The 24,598-nt window shown below is 48.4% G+C and carries 16 protein-coding genes; 10 read left to right on the forward strand and 6 right to left on the reverse strand.

Annotation, left to right across the window (positions count from 1 at the left end):
• Positions 1-16: 16 nt before the first annotated feature.
• Positions 17-4,030, forward strand: a complete 4,014-nt coding sequence (locus BQ5591_RS06325) for a DEAD/DEAH box helicase (RefSeq protein ID WP_071148804.1) — start codon at positions 17-19, stop codon at positions 4,028-4,030.
• Between the two features lie 2 nt (positions 4,031-4,032).
• Here BQ5591_RS06325 and BQ5591_RS06330 read toward each other — a convergent pair whose 3' ends face one another.
• Positions 4,033-4,857, reverse strand: coding sequence for a hypothetical protein (locus tag BQ5591_RS06330; protein ID WP_071148805.1), 825 nt, complete (start codon positions 4,855-4,857; stop codon positions 4,033-4,035).
• Between the two features lie 173 nt (positions 4,858-5,030).
• On the opposite strand from BQ5591_RS06330, the gene BQ5591_RS06335 reads away from it, so the two are divergent.
• Positions 5,031-6,470 (forward strand): CCA tRNA nucleotidyltransferase, encoded by a 1,440-nt coding sequence (locus BQ5591_RS06335; RefSeq protein ID WP_071148806.1) that lies wholly within the window; start codon positions 5,031-5,033, stop codon positions 6,468-6,470.
• Between the two features lie 330 nt (positions 6,471-6,800).
• Here BQ5591_RS06335 and BQ5591_RS06340 read toward each other — a convergent pair whose 3' ends face one another.
• Complete coding sequence (locus BQ5591_RS06340) at positions 6,801-9,050, reverse strand: inorganic phosphate transporter (protein WP_071148807.1); 2,250 nt, start codon at positions 9,048-9,050, stop codon at positions 6,801-6,803.
• Between the two features lie 76 nt (positions 9,051-9,126).
• Positions 9,127-11,178 (reverse strand): RNA degradosome polyphosphate kinase, encoded by a 2,052-nt coding sequence (locus tag BQ5591_RS06345; RefSeq protein WP_071148808.1) that lies wholly within the window; start codon positions 11,176-11,178, stop codon positions 9,127-9,129.
• A gap of 54 nt (positions 11,179-11,232) precedes the next feature.
• On the opposite strand from BQ5591_RS06345, the gene BQ5591_RS06350 reads away from it, so the two are divergent.
• From BQ5591_RS06350 to rfbB, 3 genes are all read left to right on the forward strand, one after another.
• Positions 11,233-11,730: a metallophosphoesterase family protein gene (locus tag BQ5591_RS06350; protein WP_071148809.1), complete on the forward strand. Its 498-nt coding sequence runs from the start codon at positions 11,233-11,235 to the stop codon at positions 11,728-11,730.
• A 400-nt stretch (positions 11,731-12,130) separates the two neighbouring features.
• Entirely contained in the window at positions 12,131-13,003 is an 873-nt protein-coding gene (gene rfbA, locus BQ5591_RS06355; protein ID WP_022163381.1) for a glucose-1-phosphate thymidylyltransferase RfbA, read from the forward strand.
• Positions 13,004-13,154: 151 nt separating this feature from the next.
• Entirely contained in the window at positions 13,155-14,294 is a 1,140-nt protein-coding gene (gene rfbB / locus BQ5591_RS06360) for a dTDP-glucose 4,6-dehydratase (protein WP_071148810.1), read from the forward strand.
• A gap of 288 nt (positions 14,295-14,582) precedes the next feature.
• Here the strand turns inward: rfbB and BQ5591_RS06365 are convergent, their stop codons facing one another.
• Both BQ5591_RS06365 and menA read right to left on the reverse strand, forming a co-directional pair.
• Complete coding sequence (locus BQ5591_RS06365; protein WP_071148811.1) at positions 14,583-15,446, reverse strand: DMT family transporter; 864 nt, start codon at positions 15,444-15,446, stop codon at positions 14,583-14,585.
• An 89-nt stretch (positions 15,447-15,535) separates the two neighbouring features.
• Positions 15,536-16,447 carry a 1,4-dihydroxy-2-naphthoate octaprenyltransferase gene (gene menA / locus BQ5591_RS06370; RefSeq protein ID WP_071148812.1) on the reverse strand — a complete coding sequence of 304 codons (912 nt, stop codon included), beginning with the start codon at positions 16,445-16,447 and terminating at the stop codon, positions 15,536-15,538.
• Between the two features lie 147 nt (positions 16,448-16,594).
• Between menA and BQ5591_RS06375 the strand changes: the two genes are divergently transcribed.
• The 5 genes from BQ5591_RS06375 to BQ5591_RS06390 all read left to right on the forward strand — a co-directional run bounded on the left by BQ5591_RS06375 (position 16,595) and on the right by BQ5591_RS06390 (position 21,553).
• On the forward strand, positions 16,595-18,289 hold the full coding sequence (locus BQ5591_RS06375; RefSeq protein WP_071148813.1) for a tetratricopeptide repeat protein: 1,695 nt from the start codon (positions 16,595-16,597) through the stop codon (positions 18,287-18,289).
• 130 nt (positions 18,290-18,419) lie between these two features.
• Positions 18,420-18,572 (forward strand): hypothetical protein, encoded by a 153-nt coding sequence (locus BQ5591_RS21345; RefSeq protein ID WP_159434436.1) that lies wholly within the window; start codon positions 18,420-18,422, stop codon positions 18,570-18,572.
• Positions 18,573-18,603: 31 nt separating this feature from the next.
• The gene (locus BQ5591_RS06380) at positions 18,604-19,305 is read left to right on the forward strand and encodes a porin family protein (protein WP_071148814.1); all 702 of its coding nucleotides are present in this window, start codon (positions 18,604-18,606) and stop codon (positions 19,303-19,305) included.
• Between the two features lie 124 nt (positions 19,306-19,429).
• Positions 19,430-20,293, forward strand: coding sequence for a hypothetical protein (locus tag BQ5591_RS06385; RefSeq protein WP_159434437.1), 864 nt, complete (start codon positions 19,430-19,432; stop codon positions 20,291-20,293).
• A gap of 192 nt (positions 20,294-20,485) precedes the next feature.
• Positions 20,486-21,553, forward strand: a complete 1,068-nt coding sequence (locus BQ5591_RS06390) for a metallophosphoesterase (protein WP_071148816.1) — start codon at positions 20,486-20,488, stop codon at positions 21,551-21,553.
• Between the two features lie 23 nt (positions 21,554-21,576).
• Here the strand turns inward: BQ5591_RS06390 and BQ5591_RS06395 are convergent, their stop codons facing one another.
• Positions 21,577-24,546 carry a PEP/pyruvate-binding domain-containing protein gene (locus BQ5591_RS06395; RefSeq protein WP_071148817.1) on the reverse strand — a complete coding sequence of 990 codons (2,970 nt, stop codon included), beginning with the start codon at positions 24,544-24,546 and terminating at the stop codon, positions 21,577-21,579.
• Positions 24,547-24,598 lie beyond the last annotated feature (52 nt).

The following is a 24,598-nucleotide window of genomic DNA, read 5'->3' on the forward strand; positions in this document are numbered from 1 at the left end:
AATCGAAAACTGTGTCATGAATCTGGTTATAAACTGTACGAAAATAGAAGAACTGGATGAAACCCTCCAGAAAGTATTGTGCTTTTACGCATATTGTGCCGACTTTGTTTCAGTCAAGAGCCTGGAAACGTTGTGGAAAACATTGCCGACCATGCCGCATGGCATGAAAAAGGTGCTGGACTTGCTGAATTCGAAGGGAATGTTGTCAATCTTCAACTACAACTGGGCTTCCAAAATGTATGAGTATAGTGTTTCGTATAAATACTATTTCCCGGTTCTTTATTTTCTGAAGACACGCCATCCGGAGTGGGAAGCCGATTATCGCCGGTGTGTGGACCACGATTATAACAAGAATGCGATGTTTCTCGAACTGGAAGAAGCTTTTATGGCGGTACTCGAACATCGGGAAGCCGATTTGCCGTCGTTGCGTATTTCGGTTTCAATGTACTCTTACCTGTTTCCTGTAGCTTTTGATCCCTGCATCAGTCCTTTGTTCCTGAAACTGGACGATGACTTGTTTGCAGAGGCTTTCTCGAAATTGTTGGTCTATATGCAGGATAACGACTATCTTGATGACCAGAATCACCTGCTGCAATGGTTGGAAACAAAATCCTTGCCGGCAGCGATGCGATCCCGGTTGCGTTCCATGCTGGCCCTTTACCGTTACTATTCGCACGGCGAGTACAAACCCTTGCAGGATTCGTCCGACGACGTATTCTTCTGGATACTGAATGCCGTATATGCCCTGCATAGAGAAAGGTATGCCGATGCAGTGGCATTGTTCGACAAGGCTTTGAAGATAAGAAACAAGATAGCCCACGAAAAGAACATTTTCGAGAATCCCCTGACCTGCTATTTCCTCATAATGGCCTACGTGCACGATGATTCGCCTGCAAGCATCAAGAAACTGGACCGGTTCAGGAACAAAAGAGGAGTGAAAGAACAGCTGAACCTGTTGCCGGCTTATATCGTAGCCAGTGCTTTCAGAAACGAAGAACGAAAAGCCAGTTTGGGACTGGTACAGCAACTCTTTGATTCACTCTTCCATCCGTCTGTCTTATATTCGTACTTGGGTTTTCTGTTTAACCGTTACTTTGAATTGACAGATCCCTTGCAGGACAAAGGCTTCTACGAACTGCATCCGCAACAGGCCGTACTAAAGCACGAACTGTCTGCTTACATTGATCTGACTGAGGAGGAACGTGCCCGGCTTACCCGAATTTACGGTACGTCGCCCGCCCTGACTTCCATACGCCGGAAGCAGGCATGGGAGTTGCTGATAGAAGACTTGTTGAAGAACGAAAGCCAGACAGGCAGCGTGCAGAAGGAAGAAAAGGATGCACGACTGATGTACCTCATCAAGTATAACTATATAGAAGTGCGCGAACAGACCCGTCTGAAGTCGGGGAAGTGGAGCAGCGGAAAACCTATTTCGAATATACGTTACTTTCAGGAAGGTTCGGCGTTGATGGACGAATTTGACAGGCAGATCTGGAATAAATACCGGCAGGGCAACTATGATTCGATGTATTTGAGTGTGATGTTGCCTATGATGGTAGGCTGCGACCGTCTGTATACCGGCTATTACGCCCCTTTCGAACAAGTGAAGGTAGACGAGGAGAAACCTTATCTGTCGGTGGAGAAAGTGGGGAACCGGTTTAACATAACCTCCAACATCCCCCTGTCGGCACTGCTTGATACGCCCGATAGTCATATTGTACTGAAGAAGTCTGATACTTATTATACCGTGATTCCTATCACGCCGAAGCAGTGGGATTATTACCGTCGTCTGCTCATGGTAGGATATTTCCCTTTGGAAGCCGAGGCGCAACTGAAGGACTTCCTGCCCCGCATCAGTGATACGGTAGAAGTGCATTCGTCGCTGCTGGAGAACGGCTCTACGCTGGAAACGGTAGAAGGGAGTGCTGAGATAGCTTTGCAAGTCCGTCCGCAAGGCAGGCAGTTCGAGGTAAAGACCTATGTCAAGCCTTTGCCGAAGGGCAAGGGAGCTTTTCTGCCCGGCGAAGGAAACGCATTGGTGTTCGACGAGGCAGACGGCAAGCGGGTGCAGGTGAAGCGCCACCTCGGCAAGGAACGCAGGAATTACGAAGTGCTGAACAACTTCATGGAAGACAGCTTCGGCCGTTCGCTCGAAAGGCAGAGCATCAGCCTGTTGCCCGAAGAGTTGCTTTCGCTTATCGACTTTGTGCGCCAGTCTTCCGACACTTATTACATCGAGTGGCCCGAAGGCGAAAAGCTGCGTCTGAAGCTTCCCGTTTCGACCGAGAACATGCACGTACGTCTGGAGACAAAGGGCGATTGGTTCGACATCGAAGGAGATGTGCAGATTGACGACCACACCGTGCTCAGCATGACACAGTTGCTCGACTTGCTGGGACAGAGCCATGGAAACTTTATCCGTCTGAACGAAACCGATTACCTGAAACTGAACGAAAGTCTGCTGAAACAGCTGCGTAAGCTGGAGGCGCTTACCGTGAAGGAACATGGGCAGATGCACATTTCGCGCTTCAACGCGCCTTTGCTGGACGATGCCATGACGGGCGAGCTGGAAGTACAAGGTAACCGTTTGCTGGACGACTTGCGTACGTCGATCAGGCGCAGCATGAAGATCGAAGCCGGTGTTCCCAACACCTTGCAGGCTACCTTGCGCGGTTATCAGCTCGAAGGATTCCGCTGGATGGTGCGTTTGTCCGGTTGGGGAGCCGGTGCCTGCCTGGCCGACGACATGGGTTTGGGAAAGACGGTACAGACCATTGCTTTCTTGTTGTACAGAGCAGCCGAAGGAGCGTCGCTGGTGGTGGCTCCGGCTTCGGTGGTTCCCAACTGGAAGAACGAACTGCAACGCTTTGCCCCTACGTTGAACGTACATGTACTGAACGGGGCAGACGACCGCAAGGCACTTATCGACGGTGCGGGCGAATACGATGTGGTGTTGTCGACTTACGGTCTGCTGGTCAATGCGGAAGAGCCGCTGGTGAGCAAGCAGTGGAATGTGGTGTGTCTGGACGAGGCACATACCATAAAGAATCGTGATACGAAGACGTCGAGAGTAGCTATGCAACTGCAGGCATCGGCACGCCTCATCCTGACGGGTACTCCCATACAGAACCATCTCAGCGAGTTGTGGAATCTGTTCCGTTTCATCACTCCCGGCCTGTTGGGCAGTTACGAACAGTTCCGCCTGAAGTTCATTGTTCCCATTGAAGAAGGCGATAAGGAGAAACAACGTCAGCTGAAGCGCATTGTCCAGCCTTTCATGCTGCGACGCACCAAGTCCGAGGTAGTGGAAGAACTGCCCGAGAAGATGGAAATCACCTTGCCGGTCGAGCTGTCGGAAGAAGAAATGGCGGTGTACGAAGTGATTCGCCGTCGTGCCAAGGCGATGCTCGAAGAAAGCAATGCCGTAAGCATGAGTACACTGGCCGAAATCACCCGATTGCGTCAGGCAGCCTGTTCCATAGCCCTGACAGACAGCCGCTGGAAAGGCGAGACGACGAAGATACAGATGCTGCTCGACCTGATAGCTGAAATAAAGGAGGGTAACAACCGGGTATTGGTCTTTAGCCAGTTTACGTCTTTTCTGGAGTTGGTTCGGAAGCGCCTTGACGAGCAGGGCGAACCTTATTTCTATCTGGACGGTTCGGTAACCATGAAGCAGCGTGAGGAGCTGGTACGGAAGTTTCAGCAGGGCGAGTGCCCCATCTTCCTCATCAGTCTGAAGGCTGGCGGACTGGGGCTGAATCTGACGGGAGCCAATTACGTCATCCATCTGGACCCGTGGTGGAATCCGGCCATCGAACAACAGGCCACCGACCGTGCCTATCGCATCGGGCAACAGAATCGTGTGACCGTTTATCACCTGATAGCCCAGCACACCATCGAAGAGAAAATACTGCGCCTTCACCGCACCAAGCGCGACTTGGCCGACTCATTGCTCGAAGGCGCCAATGCCGGTTACAAGCTGACCGACAAGGAACTGCTGGAGATGCTGACGGAACAGGACGGATAAGTCTACTCCTCCGTGCGGGGTTGCGCCAGCTTATGCTTGACGAACTCCAACTTCCGGTTGGCTTCCTCGATGTTCTGTTTGATTTCGGTGATGGCAGCCAGCACTTGGGCCAGTTCGTAGATGCCGGCAGCAGCCTGGCGGTCGGTAGCAGTCATGGTGGTCGAGTAGGAACGCTCTCCCTGATAGTTCACCTTGAGGTTCTTGTCGCGATTCATGCAGATGAATCCGATGACGTTGCCGTCTTCGCCCAGTTTGTAGTCGGCTTTTTCAATCTTCTCGCCCAGGTCGGTCGTTTCGTAACTGTCTTTCGAGGCAGGGGTTTCGGCAAAGCTGCCGTCAGGGGCTACTACTTTCACAGCGATGTGGTGGATGTTGCTTGCTCCGCAGTAGATGGAGGTCATGCTCATTTTACCCGTTTCGTCTACCTGGAAACGCAGGAACGAGCGGTGCAGGTTCTTCTCAATCACCTGTGACGGATGCAGGTAGAGCCCGACTTGCTGGTAGGCAGTGTCTTTCTCAAGTACGAATTTCCCTTTCAGCGCATCCAGTTCCTTTTGTTTTCCGTTGAGGGTGCTGTCCAGATAAGCAAGAGTTTTTTCCTGTTCCTTCAGTTCCACTTCAAGCATCAGCTTCTGGCCTTCGCGCCGTGTGTCGAATGCTTTCGGGTAGAGTATCTTGATACTGTCTATCCGCAGTTTGGCTTCGTTGTAGTCGCCGTTTTCGTAGGCGGTACGTGCTGCCTGCAGCTGTACGGCAGCTTTCTTTTCGATGTTTTCGCAGGCTACGAGCAGGCCGCAAAGGCAGGCCAGGAGTAATTCTTTCTTCATGGGTGTTCCGTTCTTTGTTTTTTTGAGTCTGTAAGTTTATAAGTTATTGTTTTACTTCAACTTAAAAACTCAAAAACTTATAAACTGATAAACTCGTCTACTTAGGTAAGTGTATTTTTGAAGCAAAAATAGAAATAATATCCGTATCTTTGCGTTTCCTTAAACGATAAAATATGATAGAGTTGACAGCTGAAGAACTGAAACAGCGTTTCAGTGACAATATATTCAAGCAAATATCCGCGACGGCAGACGAGCTTGGGCTGGAATGCTACGTGGTAGGCGGATACGTTCGCGACATTTTTCTGCAACGTCCTTCCAAGGATATCGATGTGGTTGTGGTGGGCAGCGGCATTGCCATGGCCGAGGCGTTGGGCCGTCGGTTGGGCAAGGGTGCGCATGTGTCTGTCTTCAAGAACTTCGGTACGGCCCAGTTGAAGTTCCGCGGTACGGAAGTGGAGTTTGTCGGTGCCCGCAAGGAGTCCTACACGCACGACTCCCGCAAGCCTGTTGTGGAAGATGGTACGCTGGAAGACGACCAGAACCGTCGCGACTTCACCATCAACGCTCTGGCTGTCTGCCTGAACGAAGCTCGCTACGGCGAACTGGTAGACCCCTTTGGTGGCATGGACGATATGAAAGAACGTACCATCCGCACGCCGCTCGACCCGGACGTGACGTTCAGCGACGACCCCTTGCGCATGATGCGCTGCATCCGCTTTGCTACCCAGCTGAACTTCTACATCGACGATGAGACGTTCGATTCGCTTTGCCGCAACAAGGAGCGCATTTCCATCATTTCGAAAGAACGTATTGCCGACGAGCTGAACAAAATCATGCTGTCGCCCGTACCTTCGAAAGGTTTTGTCGACCTGGATCGTTGCGGCCTTCTGGCACTGATTTTCCCTGAATTAGTTGCCCTGCAGGGAGTGGAGACGCGCAACGGACGCGCCCATAAGGACAATTTCTATCACACCCTCGAAGTGCTCGACAACATCAGCAAGAAGACCGATAACCTTTGGCTGCGCTGGGCGGCCTTGCTGCACGACATAGCCAAGCCTGCCACCAAGCGCTGGGAGCCCCGTTTGGGCTGGACTTTCCACAATCATAACTTCATTGGCGAGAAGATGATACCCAACATCTTCCGTAAGATGAAGCTGCCGATGAACGAGAAGATGAAATATGTGCAGAAGCTCGTCGGACTGCACATGCGCCCCATCGTGATAGCCGATGAAGAAGTGACCGATTCGGCCGTCCGTCGTCTGCTGTTCGAGGCGGGCGATGACATCGACGACTTGATGACGCTTTGCGAAGCCGACATCACCTCGAAGAACATGGACAAGAAACAGCGCTTCCTGAACAACTTCCAACTGGTGCGCCAGAAGCTGAAAGACCTGGAAGAGCGCGACCGCATCCGTAACTTCCAGCCGCCGGTCAGCGGAGAGGAAATTATGAAGACTTTCGGCCTGCCTCCCTGCCAGCAGGTGGGCGCGCTGAAGAGCGCCATCAAGGATGCCATACTGGACGGCGTCATTCCCAACGAGTACGAAGCGGCCCGACAGTTCATGCTGGAGCGTGCCCAGAAGATGGGATTGAAAAAGGCATCGGACCAATAGTGACTTCCAAGTCCACTGATGTTCCGCAATTATCCGAGGCATTTGCGACCATAACCCGGTTGGTGAAGTTTATTCTCATAGGCATGAGAAAGACATTCTCACAGTCATGAGAAAACTGTTCTCATAGTTATGAGAAAACTATTCTCACAGGCATGAGAAGATCGTTCTCGCGCTTGGAGAACAGATGAGAGTCTATAAGGCGGGCGAACAAACGTGTAGGGATAAAATCCGGAACGGGAATAGATAAAAAAACAACCGCAGCATTCGACGGACTGTAGCAGTCTCCGGATGCTGCGGTTGTATTATGCAGAGTTGTAGCAGGCAGGCTTGTTATGCCTCTTCTTCGCTTTGGAACTTGCGGCTGACCTTTATCAGATTGATGGTGTAGGTCACCACGTTCTGGGCTTCCTGCAGCATGGTCAGGTAGAGCATGCTCACCTTGATGCTGCTGCTTTGTCCCTGGATGCGTTGCAGTTCCTCACGCTTCAGGCGTGCCAGTTCGCCGTTCAGCTCGTTGGCTTTGCGGATTTCGGTTTCCATGCCGTCGTAGTTGTTGTCTTCTACGCGGTGGCGGCAAGTCTGTATCAGGTAAGTGATGTCCTCGCTGACGTCGGCAAATTCGCCTTTCTGGATGGCATCCAGCGGCTTGAAGTTGTTGTCGACGTGTTCCAGACAGGGCTCGCACAGACGTCCGATACTGTATACCAGCTCGCTGGCAAAGTCGTTGCCCTGATAGTAGTACAGACCTTTTTCGAGGATTGTATTGTTGTCCAGACGGCTGATGGCCAATGTTCCGGTACGTTTCATTTGCTTGATAAGCTGTTTCTCGAATTTAACCGAACCCATGGAGCGACGTAAGCCACGCAGATTCTCGTGCAGGAAGGAAGTGACTGTACGTTCGTAGTTCTCTTCGGTAAACTCCAGTACCTTGGTCAGTTCCTGACGGGTATGCTTGCGGAGCAGTTCGATGATTTCGGCATTGTCCGAGCTTTGGAGCAACTGCTTCAGGGTTTCGTTAACCTGTTCTTTTGCTTTGCGCTTCTTGTACATTACCTGGCTGCGGATCAGCATGAATACGGCCAGTGCAATCAGTGCAACGATGGCAATTGTTCCGCCGAAGTGAATCAGGAGGGCTACAAAGAAACAGATGGTGAAGGCTGCACCAGCCGTGATGAACCAGCCACCAATGACGCTCAGTACGCCGGTGATACGGAATACGGCAGAATCACGTCCCCAGGCACGGTCGGCAAGCGAAGTACCCATAGCCACCATGAAAGTAACGTAGGTAGTAGAGAGAGGCAGCTTCAATGAAGTACCCAAGGCGATCAGCAGACCGGCAAGTACCAGATTGACGGCAGCACGTACCAAGTCGAAAGCAGCACCGTCGGCAATGATGGCTTCGTCTTTCTGGAAGCGGGTATCAATCCAGCGTTTGGCGCTTTCGGGAACAATTTTCGATACTCCGTTGGACAGTATCAGACTGCAACGTACCAGTGTACGGGCTATCGGAGTACTACCGAAACTTTCTTCTCCTTCGTCCTGACGGGACAGGTCGACAGAAGTCTTGATTACATTGTGTGCTTTCTTAGAGGTGTAAAGTGCATAGACCATGATGGCACCGGCTGCAAAGAGGAAGTACCAGGGTGTTTTGGCCGGACCGAGCAGAGAAGTCATCAGGAAGCCATCGGCTCCGGCTCCTGCACCGTTGGCCGTATAATCCATAAAGGAAGAATAACCGGCCAGAGGCACACCGATGAAGTTCACCAGGTCGTTACCGGCAAAAGCCAGTGCCAGTGCAAATGTTCCCAGCAGCACCACTACCTTGAATATATTGACTTTACACAAGTGCAGAATCTGCATCAGGATGGTGAAGAATACGAAGAACGCTACGATCAGCATTCCGGTGTTCTCCTGTATCCAGTGTTTGTAGTCGGATGTCATGAACGAACTGTCCTTCAGACCCTTTATCAGCATGAAGTAGATGATGGAAGTGGCAGCTACACCGCCGAACAGCGCAATGCTGTACTTCATGTGCTTTTTGTAGTTGAAGGAGAAAATGATACGTGCCAGCCACTGTACCAGCATACCGAAGAAGAACGCGATGGCCACAGATACGAAGATGGCCATGATGACGGACAGGGCCTTGTCTGTGTTGATGAGGTCTCCCAAACCGAGCGAATCATCGCTGTAGACTTTGATAAGGGCCAGTGCAAATGTACCTCCCAACAGCTCGAATACCATCGATACAGTGGTGGAAGTGGGAAGACCCATGCTGTTGAATACATCCAGCAGTACGACATCGGTCAGCATGACCGCCAGCAGGATACACATGATTTCGGCGAAATAGAAATGTTCCGGCTGGTAGATACCGTGCCGGGCAATGTCCATCATGCCGTTACTGAGTGAGGCGCCGATAAAGACTCCGATAGCAGCAATGAACAGGACTGTCTTGAACGAAGCTGCTTTGGCTCCTACGGCCGACTGAAGAAAATTGACTGCATCATTGCTGACTCCCACGATAAGGTCGAATACCGCAAGGACGAACAGGAAGATGACGATACACAGATAAATTGTTTCCATGAACTATTGTATTTTATTTGGCTGCAAAGGAACAGCATTTTTGTTGCATGGAAATGTCATACATATTACAACCGTGTTACAATTTGCTTTTCAGGTACTCGTAAAAGGTGTATTGCGAACGTATTTTCTCTTTTTGCGGGTGGGGCGACTTCCAGCAGTTGCGCAGTTTGTCGTCGACGAAACAGGCCTTTCGTTTGTCCGACAGTTGTATGGATAGCATGTCTGCCAGTTCCTGTTTCAGGTCGGGATCCAGAACCGGAGTGACGGCTTCGATGCGCCGGTACAGGTTGCGGCGCATCCAGTCGGGCGACCCCAGGAACAGCTTGGGTTTTCCGCCGTTGCCGAAGTACCAGATGCGGGCATGTTCCAGGAAGGTGTCGACGATACGGGTGATGCGTATGTTGCGGCTGTATTCCTGTCCGGGGATGAGGCAGCAGATGCCGCGCACAATGAGGTCTATTTCGACGCCGGCTTGCGAGGCCTCGTACAGGCGTTCTATCATAGTAGGGTCCTGCAGGGCGTTCATCTTCAGGATGATGCGGCCTCCTTTTCCGCGCTTGGCCAGTTCTATTTCGTGGTCGATGAGTCGGTTCAGCTCGGGGATGAGGTTGAACTGTGCCACAAGCAGCAGGTTGAATTTAGGGTTCTGTTTTTTTCTTTGCAAGGTGCGGAACAGGTTATGCAGGTCGTTGACCAGCCGTGGATTGCAGGTGAACAGGCCGCTGTCGGCATATAGGGTAGCGGTCTTTTCGTTGAAGTTGCCTGTGCTGATGTAGGCATAGCTTGTCATTTTGTGCCCCTGGCGGTCGCGTCTCAACACAAGGGCCACTTTGGCATGTACCTTCAGCTTGGGTATGCTGTAGATGATGTTGATGCCGGCATTCTGCATCATTTCGGCCGTAGCCAGGTTGTTCTCTTCGTCGAAACGGGCTTTCAGTTCAACGAAGACGGTGACTTTCTTTCCGTTCTGTGCCGCGGCTATCAGGGTGTTGATGACGTTGGAGTTTTCTGCTACGCGGTATTGCGTCACCATGATTTCGCGTACGGTCGGTTCGTGTACGGCTTCGTACAGAAAGTGGATGAAGTGGTCGAAAGCATGATAGGGGTAGTGCAGCAGCAGGTCTTTCTTCTCAATATAGTGGAAGATGGATTCACGCTCGTCCAGACAGGTCAGCTTCATGGGCTGAGGCTTTCGGATGGGAAGCAGTTTCCTGTTGGGGTTGGGCAGGTGGTTCAGGTCTTCCATATTCAGATGCTTGTCGCCCGGCACCAGCTCGTTCCGGTCGATGCGGTAGGCGTCTACCAGAAAGTCCAGAAAATCCTGCGGCATGGCACGGTCGTAGACGAAACGGCATACGGCACCTATCTTGCGTTTTTTTATCTTGGTCTTCACCTGTTCGATGATTTCCGACGTATTGGCCGTATCGTCTATCAGGATGTCGGCATCGCGTGATATCTTGATGCAGTAGCTGCTATCCACGTTGTAGCCGGGGAAGATGGTGTCGATGTTCGCCTTGATGATGTCTTCGATGAACATCAGGTAATAGTCGTTGCCCTGGCGTGGCAGTTCGATGAAGCGCGGCACCTTACTGTAAGGCAGCTTCATGACGAAATATTCGGGTTGGGCAGGGGCGTGCTTGGGAAACAGGCGGACGGCCAGATACAGGCGGTTGTCGCGCAGGAAGGAGATGACTTTGTCTTTGCTTACGGGCACCGGAGCCAGGTAGGGGAATATCTCTTCGCGGAAGAAGCGGCGTACGAAGTCTTGGTGGAAAGGCTCTACGTTGCGGCTTTGGTAGAATATGATGTGGTTTTTCTTCAGTGCGGGCAGAATCTTTTTTTCATAGATGCGGATACGTTCTTCTAATTGGCGGTTGACTTCCCGGTTGATTTCTTCTACTAATTCGGCTGCCGACTGTTTGCTCTCTTCGTCGCTTAGGGTGACTCCGGAGGCAATGGCTTTGTGGTCGGCCACACGTATTTTGTAGAACTCTTCCAGGTTGGACGAATAGATGGAAATGAAATTGATGCGTTCGTAGAGAGGCAGACTGTCGTCGTCGGCTTCGAGCAGTACGCGATAGTTGAATGACAGCCAACTGATGTCGCGCTTGAAATATCTGTTTTCCATGAGCTTTAAGTTTTATACAAAAATAGCTACCTTTGTCTAATAAACAAAGAAACTATGGTGAAAATAGGTTTATTATCGGATACCCATGCTTATTGGGATGAGCGGTATCTGCAGTACTTTGAGCCGTGTGACGAAATCTGGCATGCCGGCGACATCGGTTCGTTGGAAGTAGCACAGAAATTGGCTGCTTTCCGTCCCTTCCGGGCTGTGTATGGAAACATTGACGGGCAGGACATCCGTCGGCTTTATCCGCAGACATTGCGCTTTACGGTCGAGGGAGCGGAAGTGCTGATGAAGCACATCGGCGGTTACCCCGGCAAGTACGATCCTTCCATACGGGGCAGCATACTGGTGCATCCACCCAAACTGTTCGTCAGCGGGCATTCGCATATTCTGAAAGTGAAGTATGACAAGACGCTCGATCTGCTCCACATCAATCCGGGAGCGGCAGGCATCAGCGGGTTTCACAAAGTGCGTACGTTGGTGCGTTTTGTGATAGACAGTGGTACATTCAGGGATTTGGAAGTCATCGAACTGGCAGACCGGAAGTAGAGGGATGGCGGTATGTACAGTGTGTCTGCCTTCGGGTATGGGCATAAAAAAAGGAGTACCGCTGTACTCCAACCTTTGTTAACCTTAAATCTAATACTATGAAAAACACATTGCAAAGGTACGGCCTTTTCTGGAATCTGCAAATCTTCTGTAGGAAAACTTGTTTTTTATAACACACTTTTGAGGATTGAAGTGGATTTTAACAAAAAAAGCATGATTTATTCTATCTTTCTTCTGCCGTAATCCATTATTAGATGGTCGAATTTTTTAATCTTTTAATTTTGTCCTCCAACTAAATTTCGTTACCTTTGCGTCTTGAATAGCACCAAGAGCCGTGGGGCTTTGTCCTCCTTCTTATTTTATTCTCCCGTTGATATTTATAAAACCTAAGAACTGAAATATGAAAGGAATTATTCTTGCCGGTGGCAGTGCCACTCGTCTTTATCCGTTGTCAAAGGCCATTTCCAAGCAGATTATGCCTGTTTATGACAAACCTATGATCTACTATCCTCTCTCTACATTGATGTTAGCCGGTATTCGTGAGGTACTGATTATTTCTACTCCGCGCGATTTGCCGATGTTCCGCGACTTGCTGGGTACAGGCGAGGAACTGGGAATGTCCTTTTCTTATAAGATACAGGAGCAGCCCAACGGACTGGCACAGGCTTTTGTGCTGGGAGCCGATTTTCTGAACGGCGAACCGGGTTGTCTGATTCTGGGCGATAACATGTTCTATGGTCAGGGCTTTTCGGCCATGCTGAAGCGTGCTGCTTCCATTGAGAAGGGTGCCTGCATCTTTGGTTATTATGTGAAAGATCCGCGTGCGTATGGGGTTGTCGAGTTCGATGCCGACGGCAAGGCGATTTCTCTCGAAGAAAAGCCGGCAGTGCCCAAAAGCAACTATGCCGTTCCCGGTCTTTACTTTTACGACGCTACCGTTACCGAAAAAGCGGCGAGCCTGAAGCCTTCGGCCCGTGGCGAATACGAGATTACCGATTTGAACCGCCTCTACCTTGAAGAAGGTACGTTGCGTGTGGAACTCTTCGGACGCGGTTTTGCCTGGCTCGATACCGGCAATTGCGACAGCCTGCTCGAAGCAAGCAACTTCGTAGCTACCATTCAGAACCGTCAGGGCTTCCGCGTAAGCTGCATCGAGGAGATTGCATGGCGTAAGGGCTGGATTGATGTAGACCAGCTTTATCATCTGGGCGAGCAGCTGGGCAAAACGGAGTACGGCAAATACCTGATGGAACTGGCAGAGTCGCATAAATAATGCCTCACCCCTGGCCCCTCTCCCAACGAGAGGGGGAGTTGGTAAGTGCGTAGGTCTATGGAGTAAGGTAAAACAGTAACTTGTGGACTTACAGACTCAAAAGCTAAGGAACTAAATACTTAATATTCATTATTAATTTTTCATTCATCAAATGAAGACATATCTTGTAACCGGTGCTGCCGGGTTTATCGGAGCAAATTACATTAAATATATTCTGGCTAAGCACAACGACATCAAAGTGGTCATTCTGGATGCGTTGACTTATGCCGGAAACTTGGGTACCATTGCAGCTGACATCGACAACGAACGCTGCTTCTTTGTGAAAGGCGACATTTGCGACCGCCAGTTGGCCGACCGTCTGTTTGCCGAATACAAATTCGACTATGTAGTGAACTTCGCTGCCGAGAGCCACGTGGACCGTAGTATCGAAAATCCGCAGTTGTTCCTGCAAACCAACATTCTGGGTACGCAGAACCTGTTGGATGCTGCCCGCCGTGCTTGGGTGACTGGCAAGGACGAGTTTGGCTATCCTACTTGGCGCAAAGGCGTGCGCTATCATCAGGTATCGACTGACGAGGTATATGGTTCGTTGGGTGCCGAAGGTTATTTCACCGAGACTACCCCGCTCTGTCCGCACAGCCCGTACAGTGCCAGCAAGACCAGTGCCGATATGGTGGTAATGGCTTATCACGATACTTATAAGATGCCGGTGACTATCACTCGCTGCTCCAATAACTACGGTCCGTATCACTTCCCCGAGAAACTGATTCCGCTGATTATCAAGAATATCCTTGAAGGCAAGAAGCTGCCTGTTTATGGCGACGGAAGCAACGTACGCGACTGGCTCTACGTGGAAGACCATTGCAAGGCCATCGACCTTGTGGTGCGCGAAGGTGCAGAAGGCGAAGTTTACAACGTAGGCGGTCATAACGAGAAGACCAATCTGGAAATTGTGAAGCTGACCATCGCCACCATTCATCGCCTGATGACCGAGAAGCCCGAATACCGCCAGGTATTGAAGAAACAGGTGAAAGGCGCCGACGGTCAGATTGATATCAGCTGGATCAACGAAGACTTGATTACTTTTGTCAAGGACCGTCTGGGGCACGACCAGCGTTACGCCATCGACCCCACCAAGATTACCAACGCTTTGGGCTGGTATCCTGAAACGAAGTTCGAAGTCGGTATTGTGAAGACCATCGAATGGTATCTGAACAATCAGGCTTGGGTTGAAGAAGTAACCAGCGGCGACTATCAGAATTACTACGAACGGATGTACGGTAAGCGCTGAGCATATAGCGTAAGGAGATGTGCATATAGACAAATAATGGAAAACGGAGGACGGCCGATGCGGTTCTCTGTTTTCCATTTTTTATTTAGATGCTTTTCGGTTGCGGGCTTTCCTGTGCATCCGTATGTGCCAACCGTGCAAGCGTTGTTCCTGCCAAAAAGTACCTTTCTTCCACACTTGCACGGCTCGCGAGCCGTACAAGTGTGGCTCATGAGCCGTGCAAGTGTTTGTTTTGAGCGGTGCAAGTGTGGAAGAAACGGGTACGATACACCTCCGTTTCGGTTGTTGTCATCTTTTTAGGATGATGATGGTGACAGCTGCAATAATAAGTACGATTCCAATGGCAATGGGAAGTGTGAAAGCCTCTCCAAATACTGTGATGCCAACAATGACAGCCGTTACAGGTTCCATAGCTCCCAGCACCGAAGTTTGTGTTGCTCCAATGTATTTGATGGCTTCGATGAGTGTCAGGTTGGATACGATGGTAGGAATAATGGCCAGAAGCAGTAGATTGCCGAAGGTCGGGATGTCGGGTATCGAATGCAGGCTGCCTGTGGTAAGCATTCCGGTTATAAGCATCAGCGTGCTGAAAAAGAATACGTAGAAGGTAAGTCGCAGGCCTTTCAGTTCTTTGTTTTTCCGTTGTCCGACGGTCACCAGATAAAGTGCATAGCCTACGGCCGACAATAATACGATGATGATTCCGACAAGATTGGTTTCGCCTTGCGAGTCGGTATACGATAAAGCATATACTCCGGCTATTGCCATAAGGATGGCCAGAGTGCGGCTCAGCGAGTTTTTTTCGTGGAAGAGAAGCATCATAACCAGGGTTGTGATGACAGGATACATGAAGTGGATGGTGGTAGCTATTCCCGACGGCATGAACTTGTAGCCCCAAAGTAGAAAGACTGACGAAACGATGTAGAAGACCGAAAGTAGCAGCAGGGTAGGTAAGTCGGACTTTTCAATGGCGAAAGATACTTTCCTCACTTTGAGAAGGATGGCTAAAGCGATGGTGGCGAAAAGGAATCTGTAAGTTATCACGTTCATAAAGTCCATGCCGTGTTGCATGGCCGGAATGGCGAAAAGTGGGATCAGACCGAATGATGCCGACGAGATGATTCCGTAAAGAAATCCGTTCAGTTTGTTCATTTTAGGTTTTATACAGTTTATACAATACGTTTAAGTTTGAGATTTAGTATACTTTGATGCGGTTCAGGAGGTTATGAAAGTTGCATCTGTCATTGACAGAGCGCTACACTCAGCAGCAACCCCATAAACAACATGTTGCGCGAAGTTTCTCCCAGTATGCTGTTCAGCTTTTTGCCGCTGTGTATGGCAACCATCTTCCGCCACGTCAGTGCATGCAGGTAGAAGTAAACGCAGGGAGCCCAGATAAATTCGAGTAATGTCAGGTGACCGGTGTAGAGGAACCACAGACAGAGCAATACGGCCAGGATGCCGCAACCCAGATACAACTGGCTGCCGAACTTTTCGCCGAAGCGGACTACCAGTGTGCGCTTTCCGCTACGTGCATCTTGTTCGCGGTCGCGGTAGTTGTTCAGTATGAGCAGGGTATCAACCACCAGTCCGCAGACGATGGAGAGCACTACCACATCGGCATTCAGTGTGCCGCTTTGTACGTAGTAAGTACCTCCTACGGGAACAAAACCGAAAAAGATCAGCACCAGCAGGTCGCCCCAGCCCCGATAAGAAAGGTAGGTGGTGTATAGGAATGCGAACAGTATGCACAGTACACCCACCAGAATCAGTTCCCAGCCACCATGTGGCAGTTTTCCCCAGAGGTAGAACAGCAGGCTCAAGCCGGTCAGCGAGGCAATCAGCAGTGTCAGGCCGATTCCGGTCTTCATGGCCGACGGCGTAATCCAGCCTTGGGCACAGGCGCGTTCGGGACCGAGTCGGTCTTCGCGGTCGCTGCCTTTGCGGAAATCGAACAGGTCGTTGATGAAGTTGGCGGCAATTTGCATGAAGCAGGCAAAAAAGGCACACAGCAGGGCCGGTATTTCCTGAAAACACCCGTCGCTGAAAGCAAGTGCGCTACCCAGCAGCACGGGGATGAGGGCAGCGGTCAAGGTCTTGGGGCGGGCGGCAAGCACCCATGCCCGTAGTGAATTTTGCTTAATCTCTTTCATGGCTTTCTAATAATAGAAGTATATTTGCAAAGTTAACGAAAAAAAGGAGTAAAAAGCCAAAACTCCTGTTAATTGATGGTAGAAGGCTAAAATCTGGATGGAAAATGCTGTACTTTTGAAGTGCCGAACAAACATACATGAATAACGATGAAAAGACCAAATCTGATTTTATATTTGCTGTTGCTTTCTTTTTGGGCATGTAGCCCTGACAAACACTTGGAAACAATTTTCCGACAAGCCGATTCATTGCTGGCCGAACGTCCCGATAGTGCCCTTTATCTGTTGGAGACGTTGGCTGATACATGTAATTTGTCTGCATCGGAAAGTGCGTATTATGCGCTATTGCTGGCTCGTGCCACAGATAAGTGCGAAAAGTCCCTGCTTCCTTGCGACTCACTGTTGGATCTTGCTTTGGACTATTATGACAGCGACCAGAAGGAACGTGCCATCACTTTGCTTTATAAAGGCCGTTTGGAAATAGAGATGGAACAAAGCGAACGTGCTATTGGCTTTCTGTTGGAAGGCCTTGATATTATTCGGAATTATCCTGAAGAGATAGAGACGAAGAGACATTTGCTAAGTTCTTTAGGTAATGAGTACTACAATGCACGTTTGTACGAAAAAGCAAAAAACACTTTCGATGAACTGTATCGCTGTTGTTATACGGATAAAGATAAGGCGATAGCGTTGTATAATCTTGGTCATTATTATTCTATTATAGGAGAAAATGATTCAGCCATATTTTGTCAGCGAAAGGCTTTGGAGTATGGTGTGATGCAAAAAGATTCTGCTATGGTAGATCTTTTTACTGGTAAATTGAGTGCTGTATATAGTGCTCAAGAACAGTATGATTCTGCCTTATATTATGCCAAGCAATCTTTGTTGTGGCATTCCCAAAAGGAAAAACCATCTGTGCATTATAATAATATAGGACATATCTTTTATTTGAAAGATAATTTGGATTCTGCTGCCTATTATATGAATAAGAGTTTGGAGGATAGTAGTCGTTTGAGTTTGAAAGAGAAAGCTAGCATATTATTGAATTTAGGTTGTATAAAAGAAGAACAGGAAAACTATTTAGAATGCACGGATTTGTTATTCCAATTTATTGAGATAGTTGATTCTGTTTACAGAACTAATCAATCAACTAAAATTGAACAATTAGTACATCAGTATGATATTAAGGAAAAACTTAGTAGGGCACAACAAAAAAACGAGTCTGTTTTGAAAAACATAGTTGCAGCTTTTATATTTGGTGGATTGATTCTTGTTTTATTTTTTCAATATCGTATCAATAAGCAGAATAAACTGAAAATAGTAATCGAACAAAATTTGCGGCAAGCTCGTGAAAGGTATAAAAATCTGGAGCATTCAATTGCTGAAAGCCAGCGTATCATTTCTCTTCTTCAGAAAAAGCAGGTTGATTTTTCGCAAGAAAATGAAAGATATAAACTGGAAATTAAAGAACGGGAAGCAATTATTGAAAAGCTTACATTTGAAAAAGAAAACCTGCGTATTTGGCTTTTTAAACAGAGTGCTATTTACAAAAAAATATTAAGACTTTCAACACAAGAAGTGAACTGTAAGAAAGAACTACTTGTATTAGGTAATAGCGATCAGAAGAAACTTAAAGAAGTGGTTTGGGAGCTTTTTGCAGATTTTATTTCCGACATGAAGATTCATTATTCGTTATTGACAGAAGAGGATCTTTTATATTTGTGTTTGGAGAAAGCGGAGCTTTCCAATCAAACTATTGCTCTTTGCTTTGGGAATACAGATACACATATTATTGCCCAGCGGAAATATCGCATTAAGGAACGGATGAATAGAGATTATAGATGAAATGTGATATTCTAAAATTTTATTTGCTTGTAAAACAGTTACTTATGTATTTGTAGTGTGATTCATTTTTTGCCTGTTTTTTATTGTTGGACATTAACTTTGCAGTCGTTAATCAATAAAAAGCACTAAAATGAAAACAAAATTAGTTATGGCTCTTTTGATGGTATTTTTTGTAACACCAATGAGCGAAGCAGCACAGTATGCTAAAAGAAAAAGTACACGTTTCAATTTTGCCTCATGTAATGACAAACTTGTTACCCGGGTCCCTATAGATTATAATTAGGTAGATAATTTATTTTTAATGGATAAAGTTTATGAGAAGGTTTATTACAGTATTATTTGTTGCGTTTTTCCCTTGTCTGATATTCGCTCAAGAATTTCATTGGGGCGTAGAGGCCGGAATGAATCTGACACATTTTAAAGGGCTTCATAAATTGATGTCGGAGAAGGTAGGCGGTATGAAACCGGGAGGACAAGTAGGAGTAACGGTCGATTATGAGTTTAAGCGACATTGGATGTTGCTTTCGGGATTGACCTTTATGAATACAAAAAGTAATATGAAGTTGGGATCTACTTTTGGAGGATTCCCTTTTCCCGATACTGAAATCAAACTGAATCACTTGGTGCTTCCTGTAAAAGTAGGCTACAACTTTCGTATCAGAGAGAACCTGAACCTTATTCCTTCTATTGGCTTGTATGCCATGTGGAACTTCAATGCCGGAAGTTCTTCAATTGCTTATCCGGGGAAACAGGAGGCAGAGGGAAAATCCATGATATATACACAATGGAAACCGATGGATGGCTTTTCTTACGTCGTTTTTGAGGATCCTCGAATAATAACTGATGGAATATCTCCTTTGCGCAAATGGACATACGGGGGAGTAGCTGGTCTGAAAGCGGTGATAGGAAAACATTATACCGTGTCTTTGGATTATTTCGAAGCGCTGAAACGTATTCATAAAATGTGCAGTTTGCGTGATTACGGCCTTCAGTTGTCGGTGGGTTATCGTTTCTGATATTCCTTTTTTGTGAAAGTAGACGATAATCTTTAACTTCTGCAAGTTTCGACTTTACCAAAACTTGCAGAAGTTGATAATATGTGTTATGTGGTTGATAATCTGATTATTTTATGGAAATGGCATGATAAGAAATCTTCGTTACCTGTTTATTTTATTTGCTTTATTGTCTTTTTTCTCTTGCGTCAGTAATGATGTAATAACGGATGAAACCCCGTTTGTTATGACAAGTGCGCCTATTGGGAAAACCTATGCATTCGACGGTGATTTTGCACTTACGTTCGAAAGTGCAGATAGCGTTAGCTATCGTAGTCTGTCTGCTCTTCCGACTTATAGTCCGCATCTTTGTGCTAAAGGCCATTATACTTTCGATAATGGAATTGTGGTTGTCGAGAACCCGATTTTGGATGAATGGTATTGGGTAGAAGGTCAGGATACGCTTCCTCCTTGTTATTTAAGATTGAATGGTCGTTTTACGGCTTTAGACGTATTGGAAGCTTCTTTTGCCTTTGCAATGCCAGGGAAAATTATTAGTGGAATTGGATTTCTTAAGATAGCGAAATTTAGCCCATTCGCAGATAATAACTATTACATAGCTTCATTCTATACAGATAAGGCTTTGGACGTCAATAATGATGGAAAGGCATCAACAAATTTGTATGAGGAACTGACTACCGGTAAGCAACCCATGTATAATTTTAAGACTCCTGAGGCTTATAGCCCTGCGATATCTGATGGAAACGGACACATTCAAGCAAGTTTCTGTTTTCCTGTTCAGTCGTGGAATGTTGAAACTTCTGTGGGATCTAATATAATTCATTCTATCAGTCTCTTTTGCTCTTTTACCGAAATAGACAATGGTACTCAGATTTCATTGGACAGCGGGGAAACAGATCCTAGAATTCGTGTGGTGGGCATGGAACGAACAATGCAAGATGTGTTCCGTATAGATTTGCAAATGAAACTTTATGATTTTAAAACCAAATAATGGGTGGAAACAGAGGCATGGGCTTTCTTTTATACTGTTTATGATTGGTTGCCGGAAGTTGCCGGATAGTATTCGCATTATATTTATGTAGTGTGTTTGTTTCTGCCTCTTTATTTTCACTACCTTTCTAATCTAATAAATGTGAATCTCCACGGGCAAAGATAGCAAAAAAGCCTATTTTTGCACCCAGTTATGAATAAGAAGTTCTTTTATATATCCATTCTTTTGCTGTTGATGCTTCTGTCGTCGTGTAAGTCGAAGCGGAATTTAGTGTCATCCTTACCGTCACTCGAAGTGGTTGCTGACAGCGTTTTACGAGCCGATACGGTAGGATTACCGGTCTCGCTTGTGGGAGTGCTTACGTTCGATCAGTCCGATTTGCGGGACATTCGCCGCATGTCGGGGCGTTCTGCCCGTTCGTCGCGTTCGTTGGCTAAGCTGAAGATCAGGAAGAAGGAGATCGTGAAACGGGGCACACAGATTACGTTTACCACGCTTGATGTCTCGTCGTCGTACAAAGGGGTGAAGCGTGTTCGGATGTACGATTTCACTCATCGCGATGTTCCAGAGGCTTTCGACAGTTGCCGGATTGCCTTCATTTCCGATCTGCACTACAAGAGTCTGCTGAAAGAGGAGGGGTTGGCTGATCTGGTACGGTTACTTTCGTTCCTGCATGCTGATGTCTTGCTGATGGGCGGCGACTATCACGAAGGTTGCCAATATGTGGCTCCGCTGATGGCTGCCCTGGCGCAGGTCAAAACTCCGTTGGGGACTTATGCCGTATTAGGAAACAACGATTACGAAGCCTGTTACAGCGAAGTGGTGAACGAGATGAAACGTCGCGGCATCCGTTTATTAGAGCATAAGGTCGATACGTTGAAGCGGGATAAGGATCGCATACTGGTAGCCGGTGTGCGCAATCCGTTCGACCTGAAGCAGAACGGGCAATCGCCTACACTTGCTCTGTCGCCCGACGACTTTGTGATATTGCTAACCCATACGCCTGACTATGCTGAGGATGTGCCTGTAACCCATGCCGACTTGATATTGGCCGGACATACGCATGGCGGACAAGTCACCCTCTTCGGTTATGCACCGGTGGTTCCTTCGCGCTATGGCCAACGTTTCCTGACTGGGCTGAAATACAATTCCGCTCACATTCCGATGATTGTGACCAACGGCATCGGTACTTCCCAGCACGCCATCCGTCTGTTCGCTCCGGCCGAGGTGGTGATGATTACCCTGCACAGGCTTCGGTGAAAAGACGGACGGCGGTTGTATTTTTAATCGGACGGCAACAATACGACTCCCTGTTTCCTCTTTCCATCCATTTTAGCAATAACCGGCTGACTGAAACGTACGTGCCTCAGGTATTGCGTTTCGTATACGGCAGGCTGTGCGTTCAGAAAGTCCTGATTATAGACGCCGTCGTTCATAAAGGCGTTGATGGTGAAGTAGCCCACACCGAACGAGGTCAGGTTCTGGAAGAAGTGCGTACCCTGACTGGGATCTACACGGTAATTGGTCAGTCCGGCTTCCACAATGATGCGGGCTGCGCTGATGTGCGGCCACTTCACGGGGATGCCGAGCCAGGAATCGCTGCTTCCCCAGCGTCCCGGTCCGATAAGGATGTAGTTCTTCTGTTCGTTCAGGAATTGTTGGTTCAGCTTTTCTATCTCGCGTGCTATTTCAGGATTGTGCGAGGCGCTGTAGTGATCTGTTTTGACGTAGACCACATCGTACAGTTCGTTCATGATGCCATGTCCCAGCGAGTTGTTCGAGCGTAACAATAGTTGGTCGTCAGGGATGGCGGCCAAGTCTTCGTCGAGCATCTCCTTGCTGTCTACAATGGGGCGTATCTGTAGCAGGTAGAAGGTACCTGTCTTATCCTTTTCGCGGCTCATGGTGGCGGCAAACTCTATTTCGACGGGACGGCGCATTTCTTCCTGGCCGTATTTCAAAGCCAGTTGCAGGATGCGTGCCAGTGGGAAAACGTCGTGTTGCAGGATGTTGGCAAAGGTGATGACTTTTCGTCCACCCGGATACAGCCCGTCGCGTATGATCTGGTCATACGGATCGTAGGTTGAAGCGATGTAGTTCAGTGCACCGTCTTTCTCGGCCTCCTTGACGTGCAGTTTCAGCAGGTTGAAGCCGTCGTCAATGGAGAAGTTGTGTCCGGCGTTGCTCAGGTCGAGGGCATAGAACCGAGTCTGTGTCTCGCGCAGGGCAATCTCCATTTCACTGGTCTGCAGCACCTGGTTGGGGTGATAGGGCGAGAAGCGTAGGGTTAATCCTCCGTCCACGATGTACTTGCCTAATCCGAGAGCCAGGTTTACGATGCCTTCTTCAGCCTTCTCGTCGCCGATGGGGTAGTAGTTCAGCGAGCGGGCTACACCCGACATCGAAGGATAGTATCGTTCGGCATATTGGTTACCCACAACTTCTTGCAGGATGACAGCCATTTTTTCCTGGTCGATGACGTTGCTTGTGGCCTGCATGTAGGCCTTGGAGTCGCGGAAGTAGACCGACGCATATACGCCCTTGATGGCATCGCTGAGCATACGCAGCATTTCGTACTTATCGTCCAGGTAGGGAATCATGTACGTATTGTAGATGCCGGCAAAGGGCTGGTAGTGTGAGTCTTCGAGCAACGAGGACGAGCGGATGGCAATGGGCGACTTCACCACGTCGAAGAAGGTGAAGAAGTCCTCTACCAGTCGGTCGGGCAGTTTGGCTTTCAGGAAGTAGCGCAGTATGGTGGCATCGTCTGTATCCGACAGGGCTACCTGATACAGATTATTGGTCTCCATAAATTCGTCGAAGACGTCGGTACACAGAACGACAGTCTTGGGAATGGCTACTCGTGCATTGTCAAACTCTTCAAATTCGGGATGCCGTTTCACCAGGTTGTCGATGAAAGCCAATCCACGACCTTTGCCTCCTAACGAGCCGTCGCCGATGCGGGCAAAGTTGGAGTAGCGGTCGAAGCGGTCGCGCTTGAAGATGGCTACCACACCCTGGTTTTTCATCTTGCGGTATTTTACAATGGCCTCGAAGATGATTTTGCGGTGAGCGTCCACGTCCTGCAAACTGTTCCAGGTGATGGGTTTCAGGAACTCGGCAATGGGGAACATGGCACGCGAATAGAGCCAACGGCTGATGTGGTTGCGGCTGATGTGGTAAAGAAACGATTCAGCAGGTACGGCAAAGATGATGTTTTGCAGTTCTTTCAGGTTCTTTACGCGGGCAATTTCTTCGTGTGTGTCGGGATTGCGGAAGATGAAGTCGCCAAAACCGAAGTTCTCCGATACGATGCGGCGCAGGTCCACATCCATCTTTTTGGAGTTCTTGTCGATGAAAGCTGCACCGTATTTGGCTGCATACGAAACGTTCTCCGATTCGGACGATTGGATGATGAGTGGCACAAACGGATCTTCCTTGCGGATGGCGGCGCAAAGCTTGATACCGGCCAGCCCGTCTTTTTCGCCACGCTCTACGCGAGGGAAACGGACATCGGTAATGACACCCAATATGTTGTTTTTGTATTTTTCGTAAATGTGAATAGCTTCTTCGTAAGTACGTGCCAGCACTATTTTGGGTCGTCCACGCATGCGCAGGGTACGTTGGTGGGCATTCAGGGCTTCGGTCGAGAATTCCTGACTCTGCTTCAGCACGAATTTATAGAGATTAGGCAGTATGGACGAATAGAAGCGGATGCCGTCTTCTACCAGCAGAATGGTCTGGACGCCTACCTCGTTGACGTCATGCTCCAGGTTCATTTTGTCTTCTATCAGCTTGATGATGGATACCAGCAAGTCGGTATTTCCCAGCCAGCAGAAAATGTATTCGAACGGGCTGAGGTCTTCGTTGGCTATGCGTTTGGTGATGCCGTGACTGAAGGGGGTCAGTATCACCATCGGGATGTTGGGATATTGCCCTTTGATATTACGTGCCACGTCGAAACCTTCGTTGTCGCCTGTTCCCGGCATGCTGATAATGAGGTCGTAGGTTATGGATGACAGTTGCTTCAGGGCTTCTTCGCACGTACTGACCTGTGTGAAGCGCGGCGGATAGCGCAACGAGAGTGAGGTGTATTCATTGAATATCTTTTCGTCGATGCGCCCGTCATCTTCCAACATGAAAGCGTCGTAAGGATTGGCTATCAGCAGAACGTTGAAGATACGTCTGGTCATCAGGTTGGCAAACTGTGTGTCCTTGAAGTACAGCTGGTTTAGTTTGAACTTGCTGAGCATGTCTGTTTTTGCAATTTAATAGATTAGTCCGTCAAAATTCGTGCTTTTTCTT

It is taken from the genome of Bacteroides ndongoniae (assembly GCF_900108345.1).
In the GTDB taxonomy this organism is placed as follows: domain Bacteria; phylum Bacteroidota; class Bacteroidia; order Bacteroidales; family Bacteroidaceae; genus Bacteroides; species Bacteroides ndongoniae.